The sequence below is a fragment of the Shewanella sp. Iso12 genome (assembly GCF_012030025.1).
GTDB classification, from domain to species: domain Bacteria; phylum Pseudomonadota; class Gammaproteobacteria; order Enterobacterales; family Shewanellaceae; genus Shewanella; species Shewanella algae.
This window is the reverse complement of sequence record NZ_JAAUHW010000001.1, coordinates 417,258-440,147: the sequence shown is the minus strand read 5'-3', so window position 1 is coordinate 440,147 and position 22,890 is coordinate 417,258. Positions and strand designations below refer to the sequence as shown.

General features: G+C 55.6%; 17 protein-coding genes and 1 pseudogene. 13 read left to right on the top strand and 5 right to left on the bottom strand.

Translation table 11 applies throughout. The annotated features are described in order from the left end of the window. The first annotated feature begins 52 nt into the window (after positions 1 to 52). From HCX89_RS01930 to HCX89_RS01890, 9 genes are all read left to right on the top strand, one after another. A complete protein-coding gene (locus tag HCX89_RS01930; RefSeq protein ID WP_025009786.1) occupies positions 53 to 1,546 on the top strand; it encodes a CoA-acylating methylmalonate-semialdehyde dehydrogenase in 1,494 nt (497 codons plus the stop codon). Between the two features lie 123 nt (positions 1,547 to 1,669). After that, on the top strand, positions 1,670 to 2,827 hold the full coding sequence (locus HCX89_RS01925) for an acyl-CoA dehydrogenase family protein (protein ID WP_167714886.1): 1,158 nt from the start codon (positions 1,670 to 1,672) through the stop codon (positions 2,825 to 2,827). Between the two features lie 37 nt (positions 2,828 to 2,864). Beyond that, complete coding sequence (locus HCX89_RS01920) at positions 2,865 to 3,638, top strand: enoyl-CoA hydratase (RefSeq protein WP_167714884.1); 774 nt, start codon at positions 2,865 to 2,867, stop codon at positions 3,636 to 3,638. Positions 3,639 to 3,650: 12 nt separating this feature from the next. After that, positions 3,651 to 4,763, top strand: a complete 1,113-nt coding sequence (locus HCX89_RS01915; protein WP_107111006.1) for an enoyl-CoA hydratase/isomerase family protein — start codon at positions 3,651 to 3,653, stop codon at positions 4,761 to 4,763. A 41-nt stretch (positions 4,764 to 4,804) separates the two neighbouring features. Beyond that, positions 4,805 to 5,704 carry a 3-hydroxyisobutyrate dehydrogenase gene (gene mmsB, locus HCX89_RS01910; protein WP_167714882.1) on the top strand — a complete coding sequence of 300 codons (900 nt, stop codon included), beginning with the start codon at positions 4,805 to 4,807 and terminating at the stop codon, positions 5,702 to 5,704. 10 nt (positions 5,705 to 5,714) lie between these two features. Continuing rightward, complete coding sequence (locus HCX89_RS01905) at positions 5,715 to 6,470, top strand: SDR family oxidoreductase (RefSeq protein WP_025009790.1); 756 nt, start codon at positions 5,715 to 5,717, stop codon at positions 6,468 to 6,470. 72 nt (positions 6,471 to 6,542) lie between these two features. Beyond that, a complete protein-coding gene (locus HCX89_RS01900; protein ID WP_167714880.1) occupies positions 6,543 to 7,526 on the top strand; it encodes a hypothetical protein in 984 nt (327 codons plus the stop codon). Positions 7,527 to 7,677: 151 nt separating this feature from the next. Next, the gene (locus HCX89_RS22795; protein ID WP_025009792.1) at positions 7,678 to 7,902 is read left to right on the top strand and encodes a hypothetical protein; all 225 of its coding nucleotides are present in this window, start codon (positions 7,678 to 7,680) and stop codon (positions 7,900 to 7,902) included. Between the two features lie 120 nt (positions 7,903 to 8,022). Continuing rightward, entirely contained in the window at positions 8,023 to 10,047 is a 2,025-nt protein-coding gene (locus HCX89_RS01890) for a S9 family peptidase (RefSeq protein WP_129980373.1), read from the top strand. Between the two features lie 5 nt (positions 10,048 to 10,052). On the opposite strand, the gene HCX89_RS01885 is transcribed toward HCX89_RS01890, so the two are convergent. After that, a complete protein-coding gene (locus HCX89_RS01885; protein WP_028780343.1) occupies positions 10,053 to 10,451 on the bottom strand; it encodes a MerR family DNA-binding protein in 399 nt (132 codons plus the stop codon). Between the two features lie 197 nt (positions 10,452 to 10,648). Here HCX89_RS01885 and HCX89_RS23050 point away from each other — a divergent pair. From HCX89_RS23050 to HCX89_RS01870, 4 genes and pseudogenes are all read left to right on the top strand, one after another. Then, positions 10,649 to 11,254 (top strand): annotated as a pseudogene (locus tag HCX89_RS23050) (heavy-metal-associated domain-containing protein); the annotation flags it as partial. 237 nt (positions 11,255 to 11,491) lie between these two features. After that, positions 11,492 to 13,699, top strand: coding sequence for a heavy metal translocating P-type ATPase (locus HCX89_RS01880; protein WP_338327153.1), 2,208 nt, complete (start codon positions 11,492 to 11,494; stop codon positions 13,697 to 13,699). Positions 13,700 to 13,981: 282 nt separating this feature from the next. Beyond that, the gene (locus HCX89_RS01875) at positions 13,982 to 14,368 is read left to right on the top strand and encodes a hypothetical protein (protein WP_167714878.1); all 387 of its coding nucleotides are present in this window, start codon (positions 13,982 to 13,984) and stop codon (positions 14,366 to 14,368) included. Between the two features lie 204 nt (positions 14,369 to 14,572). Further along, the gene (locus tag HCX89_RS01870) at positions 14,573 to 16,165 is read left to right on the top strand and encodes an ABC-F family ATPase (RefSeq protein WP_107004967.1); all 1,593 of its coding nucleotides are present in this window, start codon (positions 14,573 to 14,575) and stop codon (positions 16,163 to 16,165) included. 97 nt (positions 16,166 to 16,262) lie between these two features. On the opposite strand, the gene HCX89_RS01865 is transcribed toward HCX89_RS01870, so the two are convergent. The 4 genes from HCX89_RS01865 to HCX89_RS01850 form a co-directional block, all read right to left on the bottom strand. Continuing rightward, positions 16,263 to 19,241 carry a ricin-type beta-trefoil lectin domain protein gene (locus HCX89_RS01865; protein ID WP_146507850.1) on the bottom strand — a complete coding sequence of 993 codons (2,979 nt, stop codon included), beginning with the start codon at positions 19,239 to 19,241 and terminating at the stop codon, positions 16,263 to 16,265. A 397-nt stretch (positions 19,242 to 19,638) separates the two neighbouring features. Continuing rightward, positions 19,639 to 20,646, bottom strand: a complete 1,008-nt coding sequence (locus tag HCX89_RS01860) for an ArsA family ATPase (protein ID WP_167714876.1) — start codon at positions 20,644 to 20,646, stop codon at positions 19,639 to 19,641. 26 nt (positions 20,647 to 20,672) lie between these two features. Next, positions 20,673 to 20,945, bottom strand: coding sequence for a cory-CC-star protein (locus tag HCX89_RS01855; protein ID WP_025886589.1), 273 nt, complete (start codon positions 20,943 to 20,945; stop codon positions 20,673 to 20,675). Further along, positions 20,945 to 22,624, bottom strand: a complete 1,680-nt coding sequence (locus tag HCX89_RS01850) for a carbon starvation protein A (protein ID WP_025009800.1) — start codon at positions 22,622 to 22,624, stop codon at positions 20,945 to 20,947. Before HCX89_RS01850 ends, HCX89_RS01855 begins: the two co-directional genes overlap by 1 nt. Between the last annotated feature and the right edge of the window lie 266 nt (positions 22,625 to 22,890).

Sequence of the window (22,890 nt, the reverse complement as noted above, 5' to 3'; positions counted from 1 at the left end):
AGCAGCCACAAGAGCTGTTGCCGCGCCGTTCTACTACCTACAAGGAATTCTTATGAGCACACAAGTCAAGCACTACATAGATGGCGAATTCGTCAACGGTTCCGGCAGCAAGCAGATCAATGTCACCAACCCGGCCAATAATGAAACCATCGCCTTTATCAACTGTGCGACCCAGCCGGAAGTTGAGCGCGCCATCGCCAGCGCCAAGGAAGCCTTCAAGAGCTGGAAGGAAGTGGCCGTTTCCGAACGCGCTCGGGTTATGCTGCGCTATCAACACCTTTTGAAAGAACACCATGACGAGCTGGCTACCATTTTGGCCCAGGAAACGGGTAAAACCTTTGAAGATGCCAAGGGTGATGTCTGGCGCGGCATTGAAGTGGCCGAGCATGCCTGCAACATCGCCTCCTTGCTGATGGGTGAAACGGTTGAGAACGTGGCCCGCAGCATAGATACCTACTCCTACACTCAGCCGCTGGGTGTCTGCGCCGGGATTACGCCATTCAACTTCCCGGCGATGATCCCGCTGTGGATGTTCCCGCTGGCTATCGCCTGCGGCAACACCTTCGTTCTCAAGCCGTCCGAGCAGGACCCAATGACGCCTCAGCGTCTGGTGGAGCTGTTCGAACAGGCCGGGGCTCCCAAGGGGGTGCTGCAGCTGGTTCACGGTGACAAAACGGCGGTTGATGTACTGCTGTCTCATCCGGATATCAAGGCGATTTCCTTTGTGGGTTCTGTGGGTGTGGGTCAGTACATCTACAAGACAGGCACTGACAACCTCAAGCGGGTGCAGGCCTTTGCCGGTGCCAAGAACCACTGCGTGATCATGCCTGATGCCAACAAGCAGCAAGTGATCAATAACCTGGTGGGCGCCTCGGTTGGTGCCGCCGGTCAACGCTGTATGGCGCTGTCGGTCGCTGTGTTTGTCGGCGCCGCCAAAGAGTGGATCCCTGAGCTGAAAGAAGCCCTGTCCAAGGTGCGTCCCGGTCTTTGGGATGACAAGGAAGCCGGTTACGGCCCACTCATCAGCCCGGCCGCCAAAGAGCGGGTACTCAAGCTTATCGCCGAGGGCAAGGCTGAAGGCGCCGAGTGTCTGCTCGATGGTTCCGACTGCACTGTACCCGGCTATGAGTCAGGCAACTGGGTAGGCCCGACCATGTTCGACAAGGTAACCACGGACATGAGCATCTACAAGGAAGAGATCTTCGGCCCTGTGCTCTGCTGTATGGAAGCAGAGTCGCTGGAAGATGCCATTGAGCTGGTTAACGCCAGCCCTTACGGCAACGGCACCTCTATCTTTACCGCCAGCGGCGCTGCGGCGCGTAAGTATCAACATGAAATTGAAGTGGGTCAGGTGGGTATCAACGTGCCTATTCCCGTACCGCTGCCATTTTTCTCTTTCACGGGTTGGAAGGGCAGCTTCTACGGCGATCAGCACGCCTACGGCAAGCAGGCGGTGCGTTTCTACACAGAGACCAAGACCATCACCAGCCGTTGGTTCGAGTCTGATATCGCCTCTGGTCCCAACATGACTATCGCCCTCAAGTAACAGTGTGAGCCCAAGGGCACCGGCAATGGCCGGTGCCCCTTTTTAATCGCAACAGTAAATAACAAGAGATCCGGCATCACCGGATCACCGCAAGACGCAGAGATCTGCGCACAGGAGTCAAGCATGGATTTCAATCTCAACGAAGATCAGCGCCAATTCGCCGAGCTGGCCCGCCAGTTTGCCGCCGATGAACTGGCCCCATTTGCCGCCAAATGGGATGAGGAACATCACTTTCCCAAAGACGTGATCCAAAGAGCCGGGGAGCTGGGATTCTGTTCACTCTATTCTCCCGAGTCTGAAGGCGGCATGGGCCTGTCGCGTCTGGATGCCTCGATTATTTTTGAAGAGCTGGCCAAGGGCTGCACTGCCACCACAGCCATGCTGACCATTCACAACATGGCTACCTGGATGGTGACGACCTGGGGCCAGCAAAGTCTGCGGGCCGATTGGTCTGAAGCGCTGACCACAGGCAGCAAGCTGGCTTCTTACTGCCTGACCGAGCCTGGTTCAGGCAGTGACGCCGCTTCACTTGCCACCCGCGCCGAGCGCGACGGCGATGAGTATGTGATTAACGGCTCCAAGATGTTTATCTCGGGCGCCGGCGCCACCGAGCTTTTGGTGGTGATGTGCCGCACCGGTGAGGCCGGCCCCAAGGGCATTTCGGCCATTGCCATCCCGGCTGATGCCAAGGGCGTTATCTACGGCAAGGCCGAGGACAAGATGGGCTGGAACGCCCAGCCAACCAGACTCATTACTTTTGAAAACGTGCGGGTGCCGGTCAATCATCTGTTGGGTGAGGAAGGCCAGGGCTTTACCTTCGCCATGAAGGGCCTGGATGGCGGCCGTATCAATATCGCCACCTGCTCTGTGGGTACCGCTCAGGCTGCACTTGAGCGCGCCACCGAATATATGCATGAGCGCAAGCAGTTCGGCAAACCACTGGCCGCCTTCCAGGCGCTGCAGTTCAAGCTGGCTGACATGGCCACAGAACTGGTCGCCGCGCGGCAGATGGTGCGTCTGGCGGCATTTAAGCTGGGCAGCGGTGATCCCGAAGCCACGGCTTATTGCGCCATGGCCAAGCGTTTTGCCACAGACATAGGGTTTGCCGTGTGTGACAGCGCGCTGCAAATTCACGGCGGCTACGGCTACATCCGCGAATACCCGCTGGAGCGACATTTCCGTGATGTACGGGTACACCAGATCCTGGAAGGAACCAATGAGATTATGCGCCTTATCATCGCCCGCCGCCTGCTGGATGAGCATGCCGGCGAGATCCTCTAAGGCCAAACCCATTTAACCGAATTGCAAGGAGTCATTCATGTCTTTTTTGATTGAGCATATCGAAGGCCATACGGCTGTTCTGACCATCAACAATCCACCGGCCAACACCTGGACGGCCGAGAGCCTCAATGAACTGCGCCTCAAGGTGGAAGAGCTCAACAATGATCCCGATATCTATGCCTTGGTACTGACAGGGGAAGGGGAGAAATTCTTCTCGGCCGGCGCCGATCTCAAGCTGTTTGCCGATGGTGATAAAGGCAATGCCGCCACCATGGCACGCTATTTTGGCGAAGCATTTGAAACCCTGAGCGCCTTTCGCGGTGTGTCTATTGCCGCCATCAACGGCTATGCCATGGGCGGCGGTTTGGAAGTGGCATTGGCCTGTGATATCCGTATCGCCGAAGAGCAGGCGCAGCTGGCATTACCCGAAGCCACAGTCGGCCTGCTGCCTTGCGCCGGCGGCACCCAGAATCTGACCGCTCTGATCGGTGAAGGCTGGGCCAAGCGGATGATCCTGTGCGGTGAGCGAATCGATGCCGCCAAGGCCCGTGAGATTGGCCTGGTAGAAGAGGTAGTTGGTAAGGGTGAGGCCCTGAGTGCTGCCATTGCGCTGGCGACCAAGGCCGCCAAGCAGAGCCCATCAAGCGTGACCGTTTGCAAGCAGTTGATCCAGGCCGGACGTAATATGCCAAGAGCTCAGGCGCTGCCGCTGGAGCGTGAGCTGTTTGTGGCTCTGTTTGACACCCAAGATCAGAAAGAAGGGGTCAATGCCTTCCTGGAGAAGCGCGCAGCCAACTGGAAAAACGCATAAGGAGGCGCTGATATGAGTCATGAAGTGGTATTTCAGACCCTGGGAACCGCCAGCGGCAAGTTGATTGGTGTGGCGACACTCAATGTGGAAAAAGCACTCAATGCACTGAATCTTAACATGGTGCGTTTGCTGGCCAAGCAGTTGGCTGCCTGGAAACAGGATGAGCAGATTGCCTGCGTGATCCTTGACGGCAGCGGCGACAAAGCCTTCTGCGCCGGTGGTGATGTGCGGGCGCTGTATCAGGCACAGCAGGCCAATCCCGGCAGTTACACTCAGGAAGCCCGGGTGTTTTTCGAAGAGGAATATCGGCTCGACTTTCAGCTGCACACCTTCGGCAAGCCTGTATTGGTTTGGGGCGACGGCATAGTGATGGGTGGTGGTCTGGGGCTGATGATAGGTGCCAGCCACAGGGTGTTGACCGAGCGCTCGCGCATCGCCATGCCCGAGGTCACCATAGGCCTTTACCCGGATGTCGGTGGCAGCTATTTTCTCGGCCGCATGCCGGGCAAGACTGGGCTGTTTCTCGGCCTGACAGCCTACAATATGAATGCGGCCGATGCCCGTTATACCGGCATTGGCAACCATTTTCTGGCCTCAACGGATAAAGAGCGCATGCTCGATGCCATGGCGACGGTTAATTGGGGCAATAACACCAGTCTCAACCAGCAGAAGCTGCATGATCTGCTTAATGAACTGGAAACCCAGAGTGAAGAGCGTCCCGGCAGCAGTCGCTTGAAGGGCCATCAGGCTCAGATTGATGAGCTGATGACCGGGGATATGGCCGAAATTCTCGCCAAGATGCAGGCCCTGGAAACCCAAGAGAGCTGGTTGCAGCGCGCCCGTGACACCATGCTGAGCGGCAGCCCGCTTAGCTGGGCGCTGGCCTACGAGCAGTCAAGGCTTGGGACTGACATGAGCCTGGCGGATTGTTTCCGCTTCGAGCTGGGTCTCAGCCTCAACTGCTGCGCCATAGGTGATTTTTGTGAGGGTGTCAGGGCGCTGCTTATCGACAAGGACCGTAATCCCAACTGGCGTTACGGCAAGGGCAAGATAGCACCGCAAGAAGCGGTATCTGCCTTGCTCGAGTCGCCATTTGAACATGAACACCCATTGGCCGATCTGTAACAGATGCCGGCAAACAAGATTCCAACAGGGAGAGCAAACAGATGACAACAGTGGCTTTTATTGGTTTGGGCAACATGGGTGGGCCGATGGCGGTCAACCTGATCAAGGCCGGGATGACTGTTCGGGTATTCGATCTGGTGCCGGCGGCGATGCAGAGCCTGGCAGAGCAGGGGGCTATAACGGCCCAGAGCGCCTGTGGCGCAGCGGCGGGTGCCGATGTGGTGGTAACCATGTTGCCGGCCGGCAAGCATGTTCGTAGCCTGTACCTCGGCGGCGAGCAGCAGCAAGGGCTGCTGGATGTTGTGGCCGAGGGAACCTTACTTATCGATTCATCGACCATAGATGCCGACAGCGCCCGCACTGTGGCGGCTGCGGCGGCCGCCAAAGGGCTTGAGTTTGTTGATGCGCCGGTTTCCGGTGGCACCGCCGGGGCCGCGGCCGGTACGCTGACCTTTATCTGCGGCGGCAGCGACGCAGGTTTTGCCAAGGCCAAACCCGTTCTCGAGTGCATGGGCGCCAATATTTTCCATGCAGGCAGTGCCGGCGCCGGTCAGGTTGCCAAAATCTGCAACAACATGTTGTTGTCTGTCTTGATGGTAGGTACCAGCGAGGCACTGAGTCTGGGGATAGATAATGGTTTGGATCCCAAGGTGCTGTCAGATATCATGAAAGTTTCGAGCGGCGGCAACTGGACCTTGGAGAAATACAACCCCTGTCCCGGGGTGATGCCAAGCGTGCCATCGTCCAATGACTATCAGGGCGGGTTTATGGTGGATCTTATGGTCAAGGATCTCGGCCTGTCCCAGGAAGCAGCGCTGTCCAGCCAGTCGAGCACCCCCATGGGCGCACTGGCGCGCAGCCTCTATGTCAATCATGCCCGCAAGGGCAATGGTCGTCGCGATTTTTCCAGTATTTTTGAACAATTCAAGCAAGAGAAATAAGGATAACCCAATGGATGTAAAAGGTAAGGTAGTCGCCATCACAGGTGGAGCCGGTGGACTGGGTCTGGCCATGGCGCAGGAGCTGGCCGCTGCCGGTGCCCGTCTGGCGCTGATCGATGTGGATCAGGACCGTCTGGAGCAAGCCTGTGCCCTGATGGGCGAGACCGAAGTTCAGGGTTATGCGGTGGACATCACGGATGAAGAAGATGTGATGGCAACCTTTCAGTACATTCTGGAAGATTTTGGTCAGCTCAATGTGCTGGTAAACAACGCAGGTATTCTGCGTGACGGCATGTTGATCAAAGCCAAAGAGGGCCAGGTGACAGACCGTATGTCTCTGGAGCAGTTCCAGTCAGTTATCAATGTAAACCTGAGCGGCAGCTTCCTCTGTGGCCGTGAAGCTGCAGCCGCCATGATAAGCTCTGGTCAGGAAGGGGTGATCATCAATATCTCCAGCCTGGCTCGGGCCGGCAATGTAGGGCAGAGCAACTATGCCGCCTCCAAGGCCGGTGTCGCTGCCATGGCAGTGGGCTGGGCCAAAGAGCTGGCGCGCTATAAGATCAGGGCCGCCGCTGTTGCCCCCGGGGTTATTGCCACCGAAATGACCGCCGCCATGAAACCGGAAGCACTGGAGCGCCTGGAGAAAATGGTACCGGTCGGCCGTTTGGGTGATGCCGCTGAAATCGCCTCGACAGTTAAATTCATCATTGAAAACGACTATGTCAATGGCCGGGTATTTGAAATTGACGGCGGTATCCGCCTGTAATTCAATGCTTTGATATCAAGGCGAAAATAGATATCATCCCTGTTCTTTACCGCGTTTCAAACAAGGACAGGGATGATGTTTTCTTCCACCAGGCAGGTTTCCTTTAACCCTCTATTGTTGTCAACCACGCTAGTGCTGACTGCTTCGCTCTCCTGTGCTCTTGTCGGCTCACAAGCCAATGCCAGCCAAACCAATGCCAGCCAAACCTTACACACTACTCAGACAGTTCAACCCAGTGAAGCCAAAGCTGCCATACGTCACGAGGAAGGGCGGCAGATTTATGCTGAGCAGATGGAAGGAAAACTGCTCGCCAAAGACGGCCAGAGCTTGCCAGATGGCGTTGCGCCCAAGACGTTGCTCGATTGGTTGGCGCCGGGACGTTCCCCGGACTTGCTGGCAAGCATAGGCGCCAAACCTTGGGGCAACCAGGGCTTGTATCTGGGCTATGCCTGTGTGGTTGCCGAAGAATCGGATCTTAAATATACGGATGGCAGCGATCTTTGCAGTGAGAACTTTGCCGAGCGTCAGACCCATGATTTTTACTTTGGCGTATTTAAGCTGGACCAGGGGAACTTCCAAGCGCTTGCTACCCACGATGGCCCACTCAATACCCCGGTCAACTGGAACGACTCCAATCTGGAGAGCACAGTGGATGGCGGTTCTGATACAGTACCTCAATCGGTCAAAAAGCTGGATCTGGCACCCTACAAGGTTAGTGACCAGTTAACCGCCATAGGGATCCGAGTTGGTTTCAGTGAAGGTTTTTCCGGTGGCGGTGCCTTCTATGAAGCGCTGCAGCTCTATGTAATTGATGGCGATAAGCTGGTGAATATCTTCTCTGAACCCATGTATTTCTATAAAGATCTGGCCGGTGAGCGGGATGAAACCGGCGTCCGCGCCCGGGTTATTGATGAAGGCAAAAATCTGCTGCAGCTTCTTGGGCGTCAACATCAGGGATACTATGATCTGCGCCTGAAAAATGTCGACAATGGCAGCAAAGTGGACTTTCGTTGGTCCAGGGATGCCGGGCGTTATTTGTCCAAAAATGGCGGTTGAGCCGCGCCCAAGTCTCTCAAAAGTTATCATTCTGCAATCCGGGGTGTCAGATACTTGTCCGCTTTGTATCACAGACGTTGACAATTCTTGTCCCGGATTGAACAATTCCCCTACTAAAAGGTAAAAGCACCAGAGGTATAAACACTCACCCATGCATTGGCTGGAGAAACAAATCAAGCGCCTGCTTTTACTGGTGGGAGTCGTGGGGGTCATGGTAATCTACTTCGGATTCTTCTACCTGCTTCTCAGCGGTCGCTCCACAGAACCCATCACCTGGTACTATTTGCTTTCACCTTGGATCTGCATCTTTTTTGGATTATCCAGTTTGCAGCAGTACAGGGTTTTGCAGTGGTTCTGTGCCAGATATAAAAAATAAGAAAAACCAAGAAAACACAAGACTTAAGTTGTAGTAGTTTCAGCCTGCCCCTGGGCAGGTGTTGGGGGAAACGAAACCATGATTTTCAATCCCGGAAAGCGAATTCTGGCCGCAGCGCTGATGGCTTCAGTGTTGCAGGGTTGCGGTCAACCTGCGCAGGAGCAAGAAGCTCCTGCCAACAATGAACAGAGGATTAGTGCCGCTTATGGCAGCTGGGTCTCACCTTTGGGAGCCGCCGAAGTCTACGGCAGTGCCTCGGCAATAGGTGAGCTGCAGAGTGTCGGTGATGCGATTTATTTCTCGGAATCCAGCCCGGCCGAAGGTGGCAAGGTGGGGATCAAGCGTCTCGAAAAAGACGGCAGCATTACCAGTGTGGTGGCGCCGGCCTTTGGTATTGGCAGCCGCGTTCATGAATATGGCGGAGGCGACTTTCTCGGCATAGGCCAGAGCCTGTTTGTCACCAAGGGGCAGGATCAGCTGTTTTACCGGATAGCGCCCAATCAGGAGGCGCTGGCACTGACACCCAATGGCACCCGTCACGGCGACTGTATCTCTTATCCCAAGGGCTCACGGATTATCTGTGTCCGGGAAGATCATCGCCAACCGGGAGAGCCCAAGGCCAGTTTGGTGACCATTAACCTGAATTTCTCCGGTGAAGGGGATATCTTCGTCGATGGTCACGACTTTATCAGTTCTCCGGCAATTAATGCCGACAATACACAGCTTGCCTGGATCACCTGGGAACACCCCAACATGCCTTGGGATAATACCCAGTTGTGGCTTGGGGATCTCAACCGCAAGGGGCAGTTGACCAATATTCGGCAAATCGCCCCTGAGCGCAAGGGCGCACTGATGCAACCCCTGTTCAGCCCTGGCGGTGTGCTCTATTTTATTGCCGACTATGACAACTGGTGGAACCTGTATCGGCTGGATGCCAACGGCAGTATCGAGCAGGTTACTCAACTCAAGGCTGAAATCGGCGGCCCTGCCTGGAAGCTGGGCCAGCATGCTTACGCCTTTGAGAATGAAAACACCCTGATAGCCAGCTTCAACAAGGAAGGCGATGCCGGATTGCTGCGACTGGATCTGCAGACTGGGGTCATTGAACCTTTGGCCGCCGACTTTGCCGATATCAGGCAGGTGGTGCAAGGAGCCGACGGGGTTTATTTTGTTGGCAATAGGCCAACACCCGAGCGTGGCATCTACAAGGTTTCCGGCCGCGGTACAGAGCTTGTGTATGCCCCGGAGATCAGCGGATTGGATCCCAAATATATCTCCCGCGCCATCAATGTGGAGTTCACCACCAAGGGGGGAGACAAGGCTCACGGCTATTTTTATCCGCCGGTAAATGGTGACTACCAACCCCAGCCGGACACCCGGCCGCCGCTGCTGATGATGTTGCATGGTGGCCCGACCGCCAAGGCCAACCGGGCTTACAGCAGCGCCATTCAGTACTGGACCAGTCGCGGCTTTGCCGTGTTTGAACTCAATTACCGCGGCAGTACCGGCTTTGGTCGCCAATATCGCCAAAGTCTCTATGGCAACTGGGGCAAGGCAGATGTTGAGGATGCTGTCTGGGCCGCAGGGTTTTTAGTTGACCAAGGCTGGGTCAGTGCTGACAAACTGGCGATTCGCGGCGGCAGTGCCGGTGGCTTGAGCGTGCTTTCGGCCTTGGCCTTCTATGACAAGTTCAAGGCCGGGGTGAGCTATTTCGGGATCAGTGATATCGAGGTGCTGGGCAAGGAAACCCATAAGTTTGAGTCAAGATACCTGGATCAACTGATAGGCCCTTACCCCAAAATGAAGGCTGTGTATCGTGAACGCTCGCCCCTGTATCACCTGCAGGGATTCAATGAGCCTTTGCTGCTGTTGCAAGGGCTCGAAGATAAGGTGGTGCCACCGAATCAGTCGCAGCATATCTTCAAGGCGCTGAAAGACAAGGGTGTTCCCACGGCATTTATCGGCTTTGAGGGGGAGGGGCACGGCTTTCGCCAGCCCCACAACAAGATACTGGCATTGGAGTCAGAGCTGGTGTTCTACGGCATGGTGTTTGATTTCACCCCGGCGGGCACGCTGCCGGCACTGAAGCTGGACAATGCCGCAGCCTTGGCGCGGCCCGGGCAGCAAGCCAAATTGCCTGAGTGACAACTTCAGGCCTGTTTGGCTTCGCTGGACAGGCCATCTATGATGGCGCATTCAGACTGGCTGCCACCGCGGCACTGAGATACCAGCTCGCTCAGTTGGGCATGCAGTGAGGCCAGTCTGGTCATCTTTTCTTCCAGCGCCTGCAGGTGCCCCTTGGCCAGGCGTTTGACATCCTCGGCGCAGCGCTTGGGATTGTGTTTCAGTTGCAACAGATCCCGGCATTCATCCAAGGTAAAGCCCAGCTCGCGGCAGTGTTGCAAAAACTTGAGCGCCTCGATTTCGGCTGCTCGATACTCACGATATCCGTTGTCGCCTCTATGGGCCTCAACCAAGCCTATGTCATGGTAATAACGGATACTCTTGATACTCAGACCTGTTGCCTTGGCCACTTCGCCTATTTTCATCGTCAAACTCCCGCTTTCTGCCGTATTTGGACTATTGTGGGCTATTTTGTCGCGCCGCAAGCGTATTGTTGAGAGTCAGTGCACCTTTTATCTCACGGATGATTTTTCGAGCTTGACTCTCCCGTTACTGGAGACTTTAACCTTTATCCCAGTGTTGAGCCAGCCTCGCTTGCGAGGGGCACAGAAGGGAGTTTCCAATGGACCAGATACAATTCACCATAACGAATATGAAGTGCGGCGGCTGCGCCAGCAAGATAAGAGCCCTGTTTGCCGACGATATCGGCGTAGAAGCCGCTACCGAGGTGGCCGATAAGTCGTTGACGCTGACATTCGCCCCGGACGCTGAGCTCACCCCCGCCACGGCGCTGGCGAGGCTGAAAGACGCAGGTTATGACGCTGAGCAGGCCGAGATTGCGGCTCTTGGCGCCGGTGACAGCGCGCAAGAGCCAAGCCCTGAACCCAGCCCTGAAGCCACTGCCAGCTTTAACTTCCATGTTGCCGATATGAACTGCGGCCACTGTGAGAGTAAGCTTCGCAGGGCGCTGGCTGATGAGCTTGAGGTAGAAGTCGACCTTAAAGGCAAACAGCTGCGGCTGAAAAGTCACAAGAGCGCGGCCGAACTGGCCGAATTGATAACCGGCGCAGGCTTTACCCCGCCAACGCTTGCGCCAGGTAATACAAGTGAGCCGGAAAACTTCCACTTTTATGTTGGCGATATGACCTGTGGCCATTGTGAGGCCAGTATTCGTAAGGCGCTCAGCGATGAAGCCGAGGTGACAGTCAATCTGAAACAGAAACGGCTTGCACTGAAAAGCCATAAAATCGCCGCCGAGTTGACCGAGCTGTTAAAGGCCGCCGGGTTTACCGCCGAGCCTTGGCGCGATGAGCATGCCGAGGCTGATACCGAGACTGAGACAGAAGCTCAGGCTGACACTTTGAAACCGGCAGTGGCCGAAGCCACAACTGAAGCTGAAACTGGCAAGCATGCCGATAAAGCAGTCAAGCAGAAGGCCGCCACGGCTCACCCTGCCAACCCCACACTGCTGTTTGTGCCGGATATGAGCTGCGCCAGCTGCGTGGCCAAGATAGAAAAAGCCTTTGCCGCCAAAGAGGTCGAGGCCAGAGTCAACTTGGCCGACAAGCAGGTGAGCGTGGCCGCAGGGTTGCCAGTGGCTGAAGCCGTTGCGCTGCTGCTCTCGGCCGGGTATCGCGCGGAGCCAATAACCGACGCCGCCAGTGCCATGGCCGACAAGGCCGAGCATGATGCCAGGGAATATCGCACCCGGATCAGACAGGCCATCGCGGGTCTCGGGCTGGGGATCCCCTTGATGATCTGGGGGCTGGCCGGTGGTGACATGATGATCCACGATAGCCAAAGCCAACTTATCTGGGGCGCCATGGGGCTGCTGACCTTGCTGCTGCTGGTTACCACCGGGGGCCATTTCTTCAGTGGTATGTGGCGCTCACTCAAGGCCAAGAGTGCCAACATGGATACGCTGATTGCCCTGGGTACGGGCACGGCCTGGCTTTACTCCATGCTGGTGGTGCTTATTCCCGGCTTTTTCCCCGACGGCACCCGTCATGTGTACTTTGAGGCCAGTGTGATGATCCTCGGCTTGATTAACCTTGGGCATGCATTGGAGCTGAGAGCCCGCGGCAAGACCAGTGAAGCGGTGCAGAAGCTTATTGGCCTGCAGAGCAATACGGCCATCAAGATCACCGAAAACGGCGATGAAACCGTGGCCATAGCAACGCTGGTGGTGGGCGACAAGCTGAGACTGCGCCCGGGTGACAGAGTGGCGCTCGACGGTGAAGTGCTTTCAGGCAGTTCGCTGCTCGATGAGTCCATGCTCACAGGCGAACCCATTCCCGTGGCTAAATCCGTGGGCGACAGTCTGAGCGCCGGCACAGTCAATGGAAACGGCAGCCTTATTTACCAAGTTACTGCCGGGCCTGCCGATACCCGCCTGGCGAAGATTATCGCCCTGGTTCAGGAGGCCCAGACCTCCAAGATGCCCATAGGGCGATTGACAGACAAGATAGCCGCCGTGTTTGTGCCTGTGGTGGTGGTGATTGCGCTGCTGGCGGCCATCATCTGGTATTTTGTCGGCCCTGAGCCCGCGTTGTCCCATGCGCTGGTGGTGCTGACCAGTGTACTGATTATCGCCTGTCCCTGCGCCTTGGGGCTGGCGACGCCTATGTCCATCATGGTATCTGTCGGCCGCGCCGCTTCCATGGGGGTGTTGGTGAAAAACGGTGAGGCGCTGCAAACCGCCAGCAAGGTCAGCTGTGTGGTGCTGGATAAGACCGGCACCATCACAGAAGGTAAGCCCGCCGTCACCCAGGTGGATATTTTTGATGATGCCTTTGATGAGCGCGAGCTACTGCGCGCCGTGGCCAGCCTTGAACAACACTCGGGCCACCCATTGGCGGCGGCGCTGCTGGATGCCGCCAAAGCCAAAGAGGTTGTACTGAGTGAGCCGCAGGGGTTTGACTATCGCCAGGGGCAAGGTCTGCTGGGGCAGTTTGAAGGCCGACAGTGGGCGGTCGGTAACAGCAAGCTAATGGACGCACTGGGCATTAGGCTGACCGAGACGCACCAGGCAAGACTGGAGCAGGGGGCGGCGCTTGGACACACCCAGGTGCTGGTGGCCCGAGATCATCAGCTGCTGGCGTTGGTGGGGATAAGTGACCCAATCAAAGCCGATGCCAAAGAAGCCATGGCCGCGCTCAAGACCCAGGGTAAACGCTTGGTATTGCTCAGTGGTGATAACCAGGCCACCGCCGAAGCGGTGGCGCGTCAGGTGGGGATTGAGGAAGTCATCGCCGGGGTGTTGCCGGATGAAAAGCAATCCTGGGTCAATAAGTTTCAAGCACAGGGTGAAGTGGTGGCCATGGTCGGTGATGGGATCAATGACGCCCCGGCGCTGATGGCCGCCGATGTCGGCATTGCCATGGGCTCAGGCACAGAGATTGCCATAGAGAGCGCCGACCTGACCTTGCTTAACCCAAGGCTGGGCAGCTTGGCCGGGGCATTTGCCCTGTCGCGGGCGACGCTTGGCAACATCAAGCAGAACCTGTTCGGCGCCTTTATCTACAACACTCTGGGGATCCCGATTGCGGCCGGGGTGCTGTACCCGCTGACAGGGATCTTGCTGAGCCCTGTGGTGGCCGGCGCGGCAATGGCGCTGTCTTCATTGACTGTGGTGACCAACGCCAACCGCTTGCGGCGTCAGTCTTTGGATTAAGCTTTTTCAGCGTTTGAGCCGGGGAAATTTCCCCGGCTTTTTTATTGCTTTCTTGTTTTATCACCTTGTTTTTCCTGTTTAAATAAGGGGTTTGCCTTTGCTCAGCACCAATGCCTGCCGAAAAAGGCAGCCTGCGGTCACGGCTTGAACCCTTAGCCTGTCAGAACCTTTAGTCTATAAGAGCCTTTGGTCAATATAAGCTTGGGGCTGGATATCGCTGGCCAAGCGAGTCACGGCAAGGGTAACGGGAAATAAGAAAATAAATGGGAAAGGAGTAGGAAAATGCAATCCAGAAAATTAACCGCGGCAGCTAAGCTGAGTCTGCTAGGCGGCGTCTTGTTGCTCAGCGCCATCTCTGTGCCTGCTCAGGCGGGCTGCGGCGAGAAAACCACTGAGTGCATAGTGATCAAGGGTGACAGCCAAAAGACCCTGGAGTGTGAAATCACGGTTTGTGCCAATGTGCACTCATTTCTCAGTCGCTGGCAGTTGGCCGATGGCACCACGCTGAGCACGGATTACACCGAGGACAGCGAGAGCATCACTATCAATGGTGAGCCGGGATATGCCTTGCCGGCGGATATTTTGCGCGCTGAACTTGGCTGTTACAGCACTTTTGCAACAAACAAGGCGGAAACTACCTTGGTGTGTGGCCGCGATCTGGATTTTTAATCTGCTTGCAGAAGATTTTTAAAGTCTTTTATAAACAGCTGGTTGCACTGCTTTATCTCGCTGGTTGCATGCGAGTTTGGTTGATAATTCACGCAGTAATGTTATAGTGCCCGGCTTTATTTACCCGGCCAATCACAGGCCTTGGGCTCTTGGACGCGGCTTTACATGGCCAGGTCCCGCATCTGGATATTTTGGAATCATACAGTGATAACGACAGCTAACATCACCATGCAGTTTGGCGCCAAGCCGCTGTTTGAAAACATCTCGGTTAAATTCGGCGAAGGCAACAGATACGGCCTTATCGGCGCCAATGGCTGCGGTAAGTCTACCTTTATGAAGATCCTTTCCGGTGAGTTGGAGCCAACCTCGGGTAATGTGTCGCTGGATCCCAACGAGCGTCTGGGTAAGTTGAACCAGGATCAGTTCGCCTATGAAGAGCACAGCGTTATCGACACAGTGATCATGGGCCACAAAGAGCTGTGGGCGGTGAAGCAGGAGCGCGATCGCATCTACTCCTTACCGGAAATGAGCGAAGAAGATGGCATTAAAGTGGCCGATCTTGAGATGCAGTTTGCCGAAATGGACGGTTATACCGCAGAAAGCCGCGCCGGTGAGCTGCTGCTCGGGGTGGGTATTCCGCTGGAACAACATTTTGGCCCCATGAGTGAAGTGGCACCGGGTTGGAAACTCAGGGTGCTGCTGGCACAGGCCTTGTTCTCTGATCCCGATGTGTTGCTGCTCGACGAACCGACCAACAACTTGGATATCGATACCATTCGCTGGCTGCAGGAGATGCTTAACCAGCGTAACAGCACCATGATCATCATTTCCCACGACAGATACTTCCTCAACTCTGTCTGTACCCATATGGCGGATCTGGACTATGGTGAGCTGCGGGTCTATCCGGGCAACTATGATGAATATATGACAGCCGCCTCTCAGGCCCGCGAGCGCCTGGTGGCTGAAAACGCCAAGAAGAAGGCACAGATTGCCGAGTTGCAAACCTTCGTGGCGCGCTTCTCTGCCAACGCTTCCAAGGCCAAGCAGGCCACATCCCGTGCCCGTCAAATCGACAAGATCAAGCTGGATGAGATCAAGGCTTCCAGCCGGGTTAACCCCTACATTCGTTTCGAACAGGAGAAGAAACTGTTCCGTAACGCTTTGATTGTTGAGAACATGAGCAATGGTTACGATGAGCTGCTGTTCAAGGATGTGAACTTTATCGCTGAAGTGGGCGAGCGTATCGCGATTCTGGGTGAAAACGGCGTGGGTAAGACCACCTTGTTGCGTACTCTGATCCACGAGTTGCCACAAAAGAGCGGTACCATTCAGTGGTCTGAAAACCATCGTATCGGCTACTACGCCCAGGATCATGCCAGCGACTTTGAAAATGATATGAACCTGTTCGACTGGATGGGTCAGTGGCGTCTGGAAGGCGATGACGATCAGGCGGTGCGTTCAGTGCTGGGCCGTATGTTGTTCAGCGCCGATGACATCAAGAAATCTGTCAAGGTACTGTCCGGTGGTGAGCAGGGGCGTATGCTGTTTGGCAAGCTGATGCTGCAAAAGCCCAATATTCTGGTGATGGACGAACCGACCAACCACCTGGATATGGAATCGATTGAGTCGTTGAACAACGCCCTCGAACTCTATGAAGGCACCTTGTTGTTTGTCAGCCATGACCGCGCCTTCGTTTCATCACTGGCCAACCGTATCATAGAGATAAGCGCTGATGGCGTGAGCGACTTCAAGGGCACTTATGATGAGTTCCTGGCCAACAAAGGCATTGAAGCCTAAGTCTTTTATGGCGAGCTTGGTTTAACACCAAGTAAAAAAATCACAATAAACAAGGCCGGTTCATTGAACCGGCCTTGCTGTTTTTTAAGGGCTTGGATCAGAGGCTGGACTTCCACTTCTGATTACTGTCGCCATGGTGGTGGTAGAGGATAAGAGCCGCGCCGGCTTGTTCTCCCGAGGCATCAAGCACCTGATTGGGTGCCATTCGGCTTGAGAACACGCTGCCGTCTTTATCGAATGCCTGAGCCGGATTGGAAGCATCGCAGGGCGCCAGTGCCAACTGGCTATGATCCTGGGTATTGCCACCCGGAATGTGCAGGCACAGTCCCGCGTCACCAGCCAGTTTGATACTGCCTTTTATCGGATCGAAGTACCATTTTTGCCCCTGACGGTTGCTGCAGTTGTCCAGGTTCACCAGGCTGCCGCTTTGGGCCTGTTCGGGAGCGCTGATACATAGCCCGGCACGTTTATCCCGCAAACTGACCCAGCGGTGAATAGTCATCTCAGGCCTGAGCAACCATTGCTGGTTGGCGCCGCCATGAAATTGCCATTGACCCACTTGGGCATCGTTGCCACGGCCATAGGCGTCGGCCACTATATTGGCGTCATGGGCACTGCGAATAAAGCGGCCGTCATAATCCCAACGCAGATTGTCGCTGTCGACACACTCCCATACCACGATTTCGCCTTCATTGTAGGCCTGACCGCGATTGTCCAAACACAAGGATGGATTGGCTTTGTTGCTGAACATGCGTTTGTCGGCATCAAAGCTCCAGCGTTGATCCCAGGCGTCGCGTTCACAATCATAGAGGATCACATCTGTGCCATTGACCATATCGCTGCCATTACCCGGAATATCCATACACTTGTCCGAAGCGCGGTTGACTATCCGCACATAGGTCGGCAGTGGATTGATATAGGCTTCATCCCTGTGGGCTTCTGCGCGCTCCCACATCTGCAGATAGGCTTCGGCCGAGTTCATCAAGGCTTCATAGGTACTGCCGCCAAGCTGCTCGCGCACATCCTGCAGATGATCAGCCAGCATACCGTAATGGGCCATGCCATCCTGATTGAAGTCAAATACACGATTCCCCGATACCTGACGCTCAAACTGGATACCGAACTCACTGACGAAGGGGTAGTGCAGTGGATTAGTGGCCGCATCGTCTCTGGGACCGGCCTGAGCGCCGAGGCCACTCATATCGGTTCCCAGGCCGACACCCGGCAGAAAAGGAGTATCGGCTATCAACTGCAGGTATCTATCAATACTGCCTCCAAGATGGTTGGCGTTACTGTTGTAGGGCGCCATAAAGCCGCCGACCTTGGCCAGGCGCAGGGTGTTGGGGTGCAGCCTGCCTTGGGTGCCATCAGTCATCCAGCTGTGGCTGGTGATCACCCCGCCATATTGACGCTGCTCGACAATATCCATCACACTGGTGGCGGTTTGTGCTGACATATGATCCAGTTCTATCAACATTCCCATATCTATCATGCGGTTAACCAGGTAGACGCCTTTTTCGGATAAGCCATGCTTGTTGCAGTGCAGCATGTTCTCGTCGTACTGAGGATTGAGACCCACGGCATTGAGAATATCCTTGAGCACTGGGATTTCGCCCAAAATGGGGAAACCTGACTTGAATGGTCTGCCTTGGGTGTCAGCGTCGCAGGCCTGGGTTTCAAAGAAATGGCCCGTCGCCAAGACTTCACCGATATTGATAAAGCCGTCTTCCACCACTGAGCCGCCCAACTGGTTATCGAACTTGTGGGTCGGGAACAGGATTCTCACCCCCTTGGCATAAACTTGCTGCAGTTGCTCTTCAATCTGGCGGCGGTTGCAATCATCCTTGATACCGCAGTTGAACAGCTCTGAGGCCTCTATGCCCATCAGCACCGCCAGCTTGCCGTCGGCAATGACCTCGCGAGCCTCTTGAGGCGAGGACACCAGGCGGAAGAAGCCTTTGCCGGGGCCGCCGGACTGCACATCAATATACTCCTGCATTTGCTTGAGACGGTTAATCTGCAACTGAATGCTGTTCATGGTGTTACAGTCGTTGGGGTTGACCCAACTGGCGGGATTGATGGTTTTCTGTGCGTTGCACAACACCTCGTTTTCCACTAGATGGGTGACCATCAGGCGCAAACCGCCTAGCCAGGCGCGCTCAATCCACTTGTAGTAGTAACCTGAGTGGGTCATCTGCTCGTGATTGGGCCACCAGGGGAAGTCCGGCCAGCCTCGGGTGTCATAGCGGAAGTTGGCGTCGTTGAAGGAGTAGAGATTGCCGATGAGATCCAGTGAGCCATTCGGCCCATGGATCACCGCACTGTCGTTCAACGCCTGGGTCACCCCCCAGCGGTGGAACGGCTTGCCATGCATCATCTTGCCGCCCATAAACTCATACGAGGTGATATGGGTGTGGGCATCGACCAGACCACGCACAGGCAGTGAAGCATCGCCTTTCAGGGCGGAGAAATCACCACTGGCATTGACTTCAACCTCGGGAAACGCACTGCAGGCGTCACTGGCAACCAGCTTGAAGCTTGCCTCTGAAGTGTTGTTTCCAGGGTTGAGCAGATCGAAGAAATACAAGCCACCACCGCTGTAGTTGTGCCTGAGTCCCAGATTGAGGCCCACGGCGTGAAAGCGATAACTGAATTCACCGGATGGCGTTGTTTCGGCGTCAACCCGCCACTCGGCAAATTCCCCCGGGTAACGACCGGCGCTGACTTCGGCCGGCAGATGGCTGGCAAAGAAGCGGCCATCTGCGTCTGTCATCATAAAATGACCGCGGCGACTGGGTTTGAAGTAAAACGCACTGGCCTCGGCCTGGCTGATATTATCGAAACGATAACTCAGACCATCATCCACAGTGCCTCCCTGATGGAAGCGATGCAGATACTGGCCATTGGTTGGCGATTGAATAATAAAACATTGCTGCGCCAGGCTGTCGACCGCCTGGGTGGTTTGCGTTTCAGCTGCAGCTAGGGGTAGGGTTCCCAGCGCAAACAGGCCGGGGATCAGGGCAGAGAACAGACTTTTGGCACTGGGCCAATCTCCATGTCCGATTAGCTTTTTCATAGGTTAGTCCACGAAGTTGCTGGTTAATGTTGGTTTATTTCGCAACTGCTAAACTTCTGCACCCTCATGTATATGGCTAACACTGGTTTTAATCAAGCGATTGTTTAAATTTTGTTAATTTTGAGGTTGGTGATCTTGGTAACAGGCAACGTTGAGATGTAGAGACTGCTGTGCCACTGCGCCTTCTTGATTTGAGTTGATTGATTTTTATCTGTTTAAACTCAAAGTGTTGTGAGTTTTTCTGGTGATTGGTTTTATAGGCTATGGCGTCTCTTATGCTGCGGATTTAGCTGTGTCAAAGGTTATAAGTAGCTCCTTGCCGGAGCTCGCGATTGGGTGCAGGTGTTGTCTGCGTTTGGTGAAATAGGCCAAACGATTGAAGGGAAATTGGCTGAATTTACAGCCCGGCTTTGGCCAGTTCTGTCGCCATCTGTTCAAGACCGCTCAGGCCCTGGATATCGGTTTCCTTGAGGGGCAGTCGAAAGCGGGGCAGCTTGCTAAGGTTTACGTCTATCTCTTCGAGGTGCACGGCTTCCTGCTGGCGGCGTTTGGCAAGAAAACTGCCGTCGGCCTCGGGTGGCAGCAGTCGATTGACCACCAAACCTGCCAACGGTAACTGCTCGGCCTGCAGGCTGGCCACGGCGCGGCGGGTTTCCAGAATAGGCAGCTTCTCTGCGGTCAGAACAAACAGCAGCCCTGTTTGCTGCGGATCTTTAATCAGCTCACGGGTGCGTTGCAGCAGCCGTTGTCGCGCCAGCAGGGTTTCGGCTATGGCCTTGTTGCGCGGCGCCATTCCGGCGGTGGCGTGCTCGGCCGGATCGTCGAAGGGGTTATCGACATCACGGCCCCGGCCGGGTGTCAGGTGCGACAGCATGGCGCCGAGCTTCTCTGATTTCTGATTGGCGCTCAGCATACCTTGGGTCCAGGCGGCCATCGCCTCAGGAAGGCTCAGTAGCCTAAGCGTATGACCGGTGGGTGCGGTATCGAAAATAATCAGATCGTATTCACCGAGGCCGCTTTCCAGGGTCTTGGCAATCCGCTCCAGCAAGGCGGCTTCCTGGGCACCGGGAGACTGTCGGGTGAGACGCATCTGCCGCTCAATTTCAGCGAACATCTCCGGGCGGGTAAAACTCTTCAACTGTTGGCTGACCCGGTCGAGATGTTGGCGCACTTCCTCATCCGGGTCGATTTCCAGCGCATCCAGATTCGGTGCCAGCCGGGTGTAGTGATCGCCTATCTGCTTGGCAAAGGCATCGCTCAGGCTGTGGGCCGGATCTGTGGATACCAGCAGGACTTTCTTGCCGCGCCCGGCCGCCAACAGGGCCAGTGAGGAGGAGACAGTGGTCTTGCCGACACCGCCTTTGCCACCCACCCACAGAATACGTTTGTCGGTCAGCTGCGCCATAGCCCGTCCTTAATTAACATCTTGTTTCAACAGCATCTGAACTGATCCAGCGGTGAGTGGGGCATACCCATACGCAGGTGCCAGTCATGGAACTTTTCCAGCATCAAGGGCTGCAGCTCCAGAGTGTAGTAACTGGCCGGGTTGGGTACCCCCATCATTTCGGAGAAGATCAGCAGCATAAAAAGATCGTCCTGCTCCCTGCGGGCGCGGGCGACTGCCGAACGAAAAGGGGCGTTATATGCCTCTTCCGCCAGGTAGCTCAGGTCTTTGACCAATGCCTTGATCTTCGCCAGCTTCATCAGTCGTTCTCCGCCGCGGTTTTGCGCGCCTTGAGCGAGCGGCTCAGCGTGGCACTGCACTCCAGTGAAATTACTATGGCGGCGATCAGTACCACCAAGTCCAGAGTGAACAGGAACCAATCCTGCTTGTCGTAGAAGCCCTTGAGCTGAATAAGCAGGCCCATGGTGGTCATCACCAGCAGAAAGATAAGCGGAGCCAGGGTATACCACATGGGGCGACCCAGTTTCACCAGCATCACTGTGATTACCAGTAGTGTCAGGCCAGCCAGCAACTGATTGGTGGTACCAAACAGCGGCCAGATCAGCATGCCACCCGAGCCGTCACCGCCGGCACCGAAGGCCAGCAGCAAGCAGGTGCCCACGGCCAGCAAAGTGGCGACGGCGCCATTTTGCATCCAGTTGAGGTTATAGATGCTGCCCCATTCCTGGAATATGTAACGCTGTAGCCGCAAGCCAGTGTCCATGGTGGTACCGGCAAACAGCACTACCATTACCGTCAGCAGGGTTTGTGCCATGGTTTCATCCATGCCTATCCCGGATTCGAGGATATTGGCGCCGCCCTTGATAAAGGCGCTGACGCCCCCCTGACCAAAGGCGTGGTAGACAGCCTGCCAGTCGGCCAGGGTCGCAAAACCCGCGGTGGCGGCTATGATGGCCGCCAGTGCCAGAGAGCCTTCGCCTATGGCGCCAAAGTAACCGACAAAACGCACATCCGGTTCTTTATCCAGCTGTTTCGAGGTGGTTCCGCTGGAAACCAGGCCGTGGAAGCCGGAAATCGCGCCGCAGGCAATGGTGACAAACAGCAGTGGCACTATGGATGGAGTGCCTTCGGGCACATCGGTATTAAAGGCCGGTGCCACTATATCAGGCGCGCCCAGAAGCACGGCGCCGTAAAGCAAGCCTAAGCCGATAAACAGCTGAATACCATTGATATAGTCCCGTGGTTGCAGCAGCATCCATACCGGCAGCAGCGAGGCGATGGCGGCATAAACAAACAGCAGGATGATCCAGCTTTGGTTATCCGACAGCGGCCCCAGGGTTTCCGGCAATGCCAGCGGCAAAGACGGGCCGATATAGATGAGCGCGTACAATGCTGCCACGCCGACAATGGACACCACCAAGAGGTTGATAAGACGGCGGTAGATAAGCTGGCCTATGATGAGTGCCACCACTATGGCGCCCCAAACCGGCAGGGTGGCGCTGGGGAAGTTGATCAACTGCTTGGCAATGACGACGGCAAACACGGCGTTAACCATGAGCAACACCAAGAATATCACCACCATAAAGATGCTGCGGGCCCGCTCGCCGATAACATCACCCGTGACCGCACCTATGGATTTGGCCTTGTTGCGGTTACTGGCCCAGATGGCGCCGGCATCGTGCACCCCGGCAAAGAAGATGGTGCCGAACACCACCCAGAGGAAGGCCGGCACCCAGCCCCAGATAACCGCAATAGCCGGGCCGATAATCGGTGCAGCTCCGGCCACAGAGGTAAAGTGGTGGCCCCAAAGCACATATTTATTGGTGGGCACATAGTCGATACCATCCTGCATCTCGTGTGCAGGAGTCACGAAGTTGGGATCGACTTTGAAGATTTTTTCGCAGATGAATTTTGAATAGACAAAATAGCCGGCCGCCATCGCGCCCAGGCCCATTAACATCAACAGCACAGCATTCATGGGACACCTCTTGTTGTTGTTTTGATGTATCGATGTTAATGGAAGGTGGTTGTGGCTGATATCAGACTAAAGTCCTATTCGCTCGCGGCTATCAAGAACAGCATCTTTGCTGTAGGCATTTGTCAGAAAAGCAATAATTGCCTGCAATACCGCGGTGGTTCATGCCGCTTGATTGCGCGTTTCGCCGCTTTTATGGGCTATCAAACTTATCCGGATGAGAGCCGAATATTGCAGTGATAGCCCTTAGGTGAACAGATACTGACCCC

Coding starts and splice junctions, on each gene's coding strand:
- HCX89_RS01925 (WP_167714886.1), top strand. CDS start 1,670: ATGGATTTCAATCTCAACGAAGATCAGCGCCAATTCGCCGAGCTGGCC.
- HCX89_RS01915 (WP_107111006.1), top strand. CDS start 3,651: ATGAGTCATGAAGTGGTATTTCAGACCCTGGGAACCGCCAGCGGCAAG.
- mmsB (WP_167714882.1), top strand. CDS start 4,805: ATGACAACAGTGGCTTTTATTGGTTTGGGCAACATGGGTGGGCCGATG.
- HCX89_RS01920 (WP_167714884.1), top strand. CDS start 2,865: ATGTCTTTTTTGATTGAGCATATCGAAGGCCATACGGCTGTTCTGACC.
- HCX89_RS22795 (WP_025009792.1), top strand. CDS start 7,678: ATGCATTGGCTGGAGAAACAAATCAAGCGCCTGCTTTTACTGGTGGGA.
- HCX89_RS01930 (WP_025009786.1), top strand. CDS start 53: ATGAGCACACAAGTCAAGCACTACATAGATGGCGAATTCGTCAACGGT.
- HCX89_RS01865 (WP_146507850.1), bottom strand. CDS start 19,241: ATGAAAAAGCTAATCGGACATGGAGATTGGCCCAGTGCCAAAAGTCTG.
- HCX89_RS01900 (WP_167714880.1), top strand. CDS start 6,543: ATGATGTTTTCTTCCACCAGGCAGGTTTCCTTTAACCCTCTATTGTTG.
- HCX89_RS01860 (WP_167714876.1), bottom strand. CDS start 20,646: ATGGCGCAGCTGACCGACAAACGTATTCTGTGGGTGGGTGGCAAAGGC.
- HCX89_RS01855 (WP_025886589.1), bottom strand. CDS start 20,945: ATGAAGCTGGCGAAGATCAAGGCATTGGTCAAAGACCTGAGCTACCTG.
- HCX89_RS01905 (WP_025009790.1), top strand. CDS start 5,715: ATGGATGTAAAAGGTAAGGTAGTCGCCATCACAGGTGGAGCCGGTGGA.
- HCX89_RS01885 (WP_028780343.1), bottom strand. CDS start 10,451: ATGAAAATAGGCGAAGTGGCCAAGGCAACAGGTCTGAGTATCAAGAGT.
- HCX89_RS01850 (WP_025009800.1), bottom strand. CDS start 22,624: ATGAATGCTGTGCTGTTGATGTTAATGGGCCTGGGCGCGATGGCGGCC.
- HCX89_RS01890 (WP_129980373.1), top strand. CDS start 8,023: ATGGCTTCAGTGTTGCAGGGTTGCGGTCAACCTGCGCAGGAGCAAGAA.
- HCX89_RS01875 (WP_167714878.1), top strand. CDS start 13,982: ATGCAATCCAGAAAATTAACCGCGGCAGCTAAGCTGAGTCTGCTAGGC.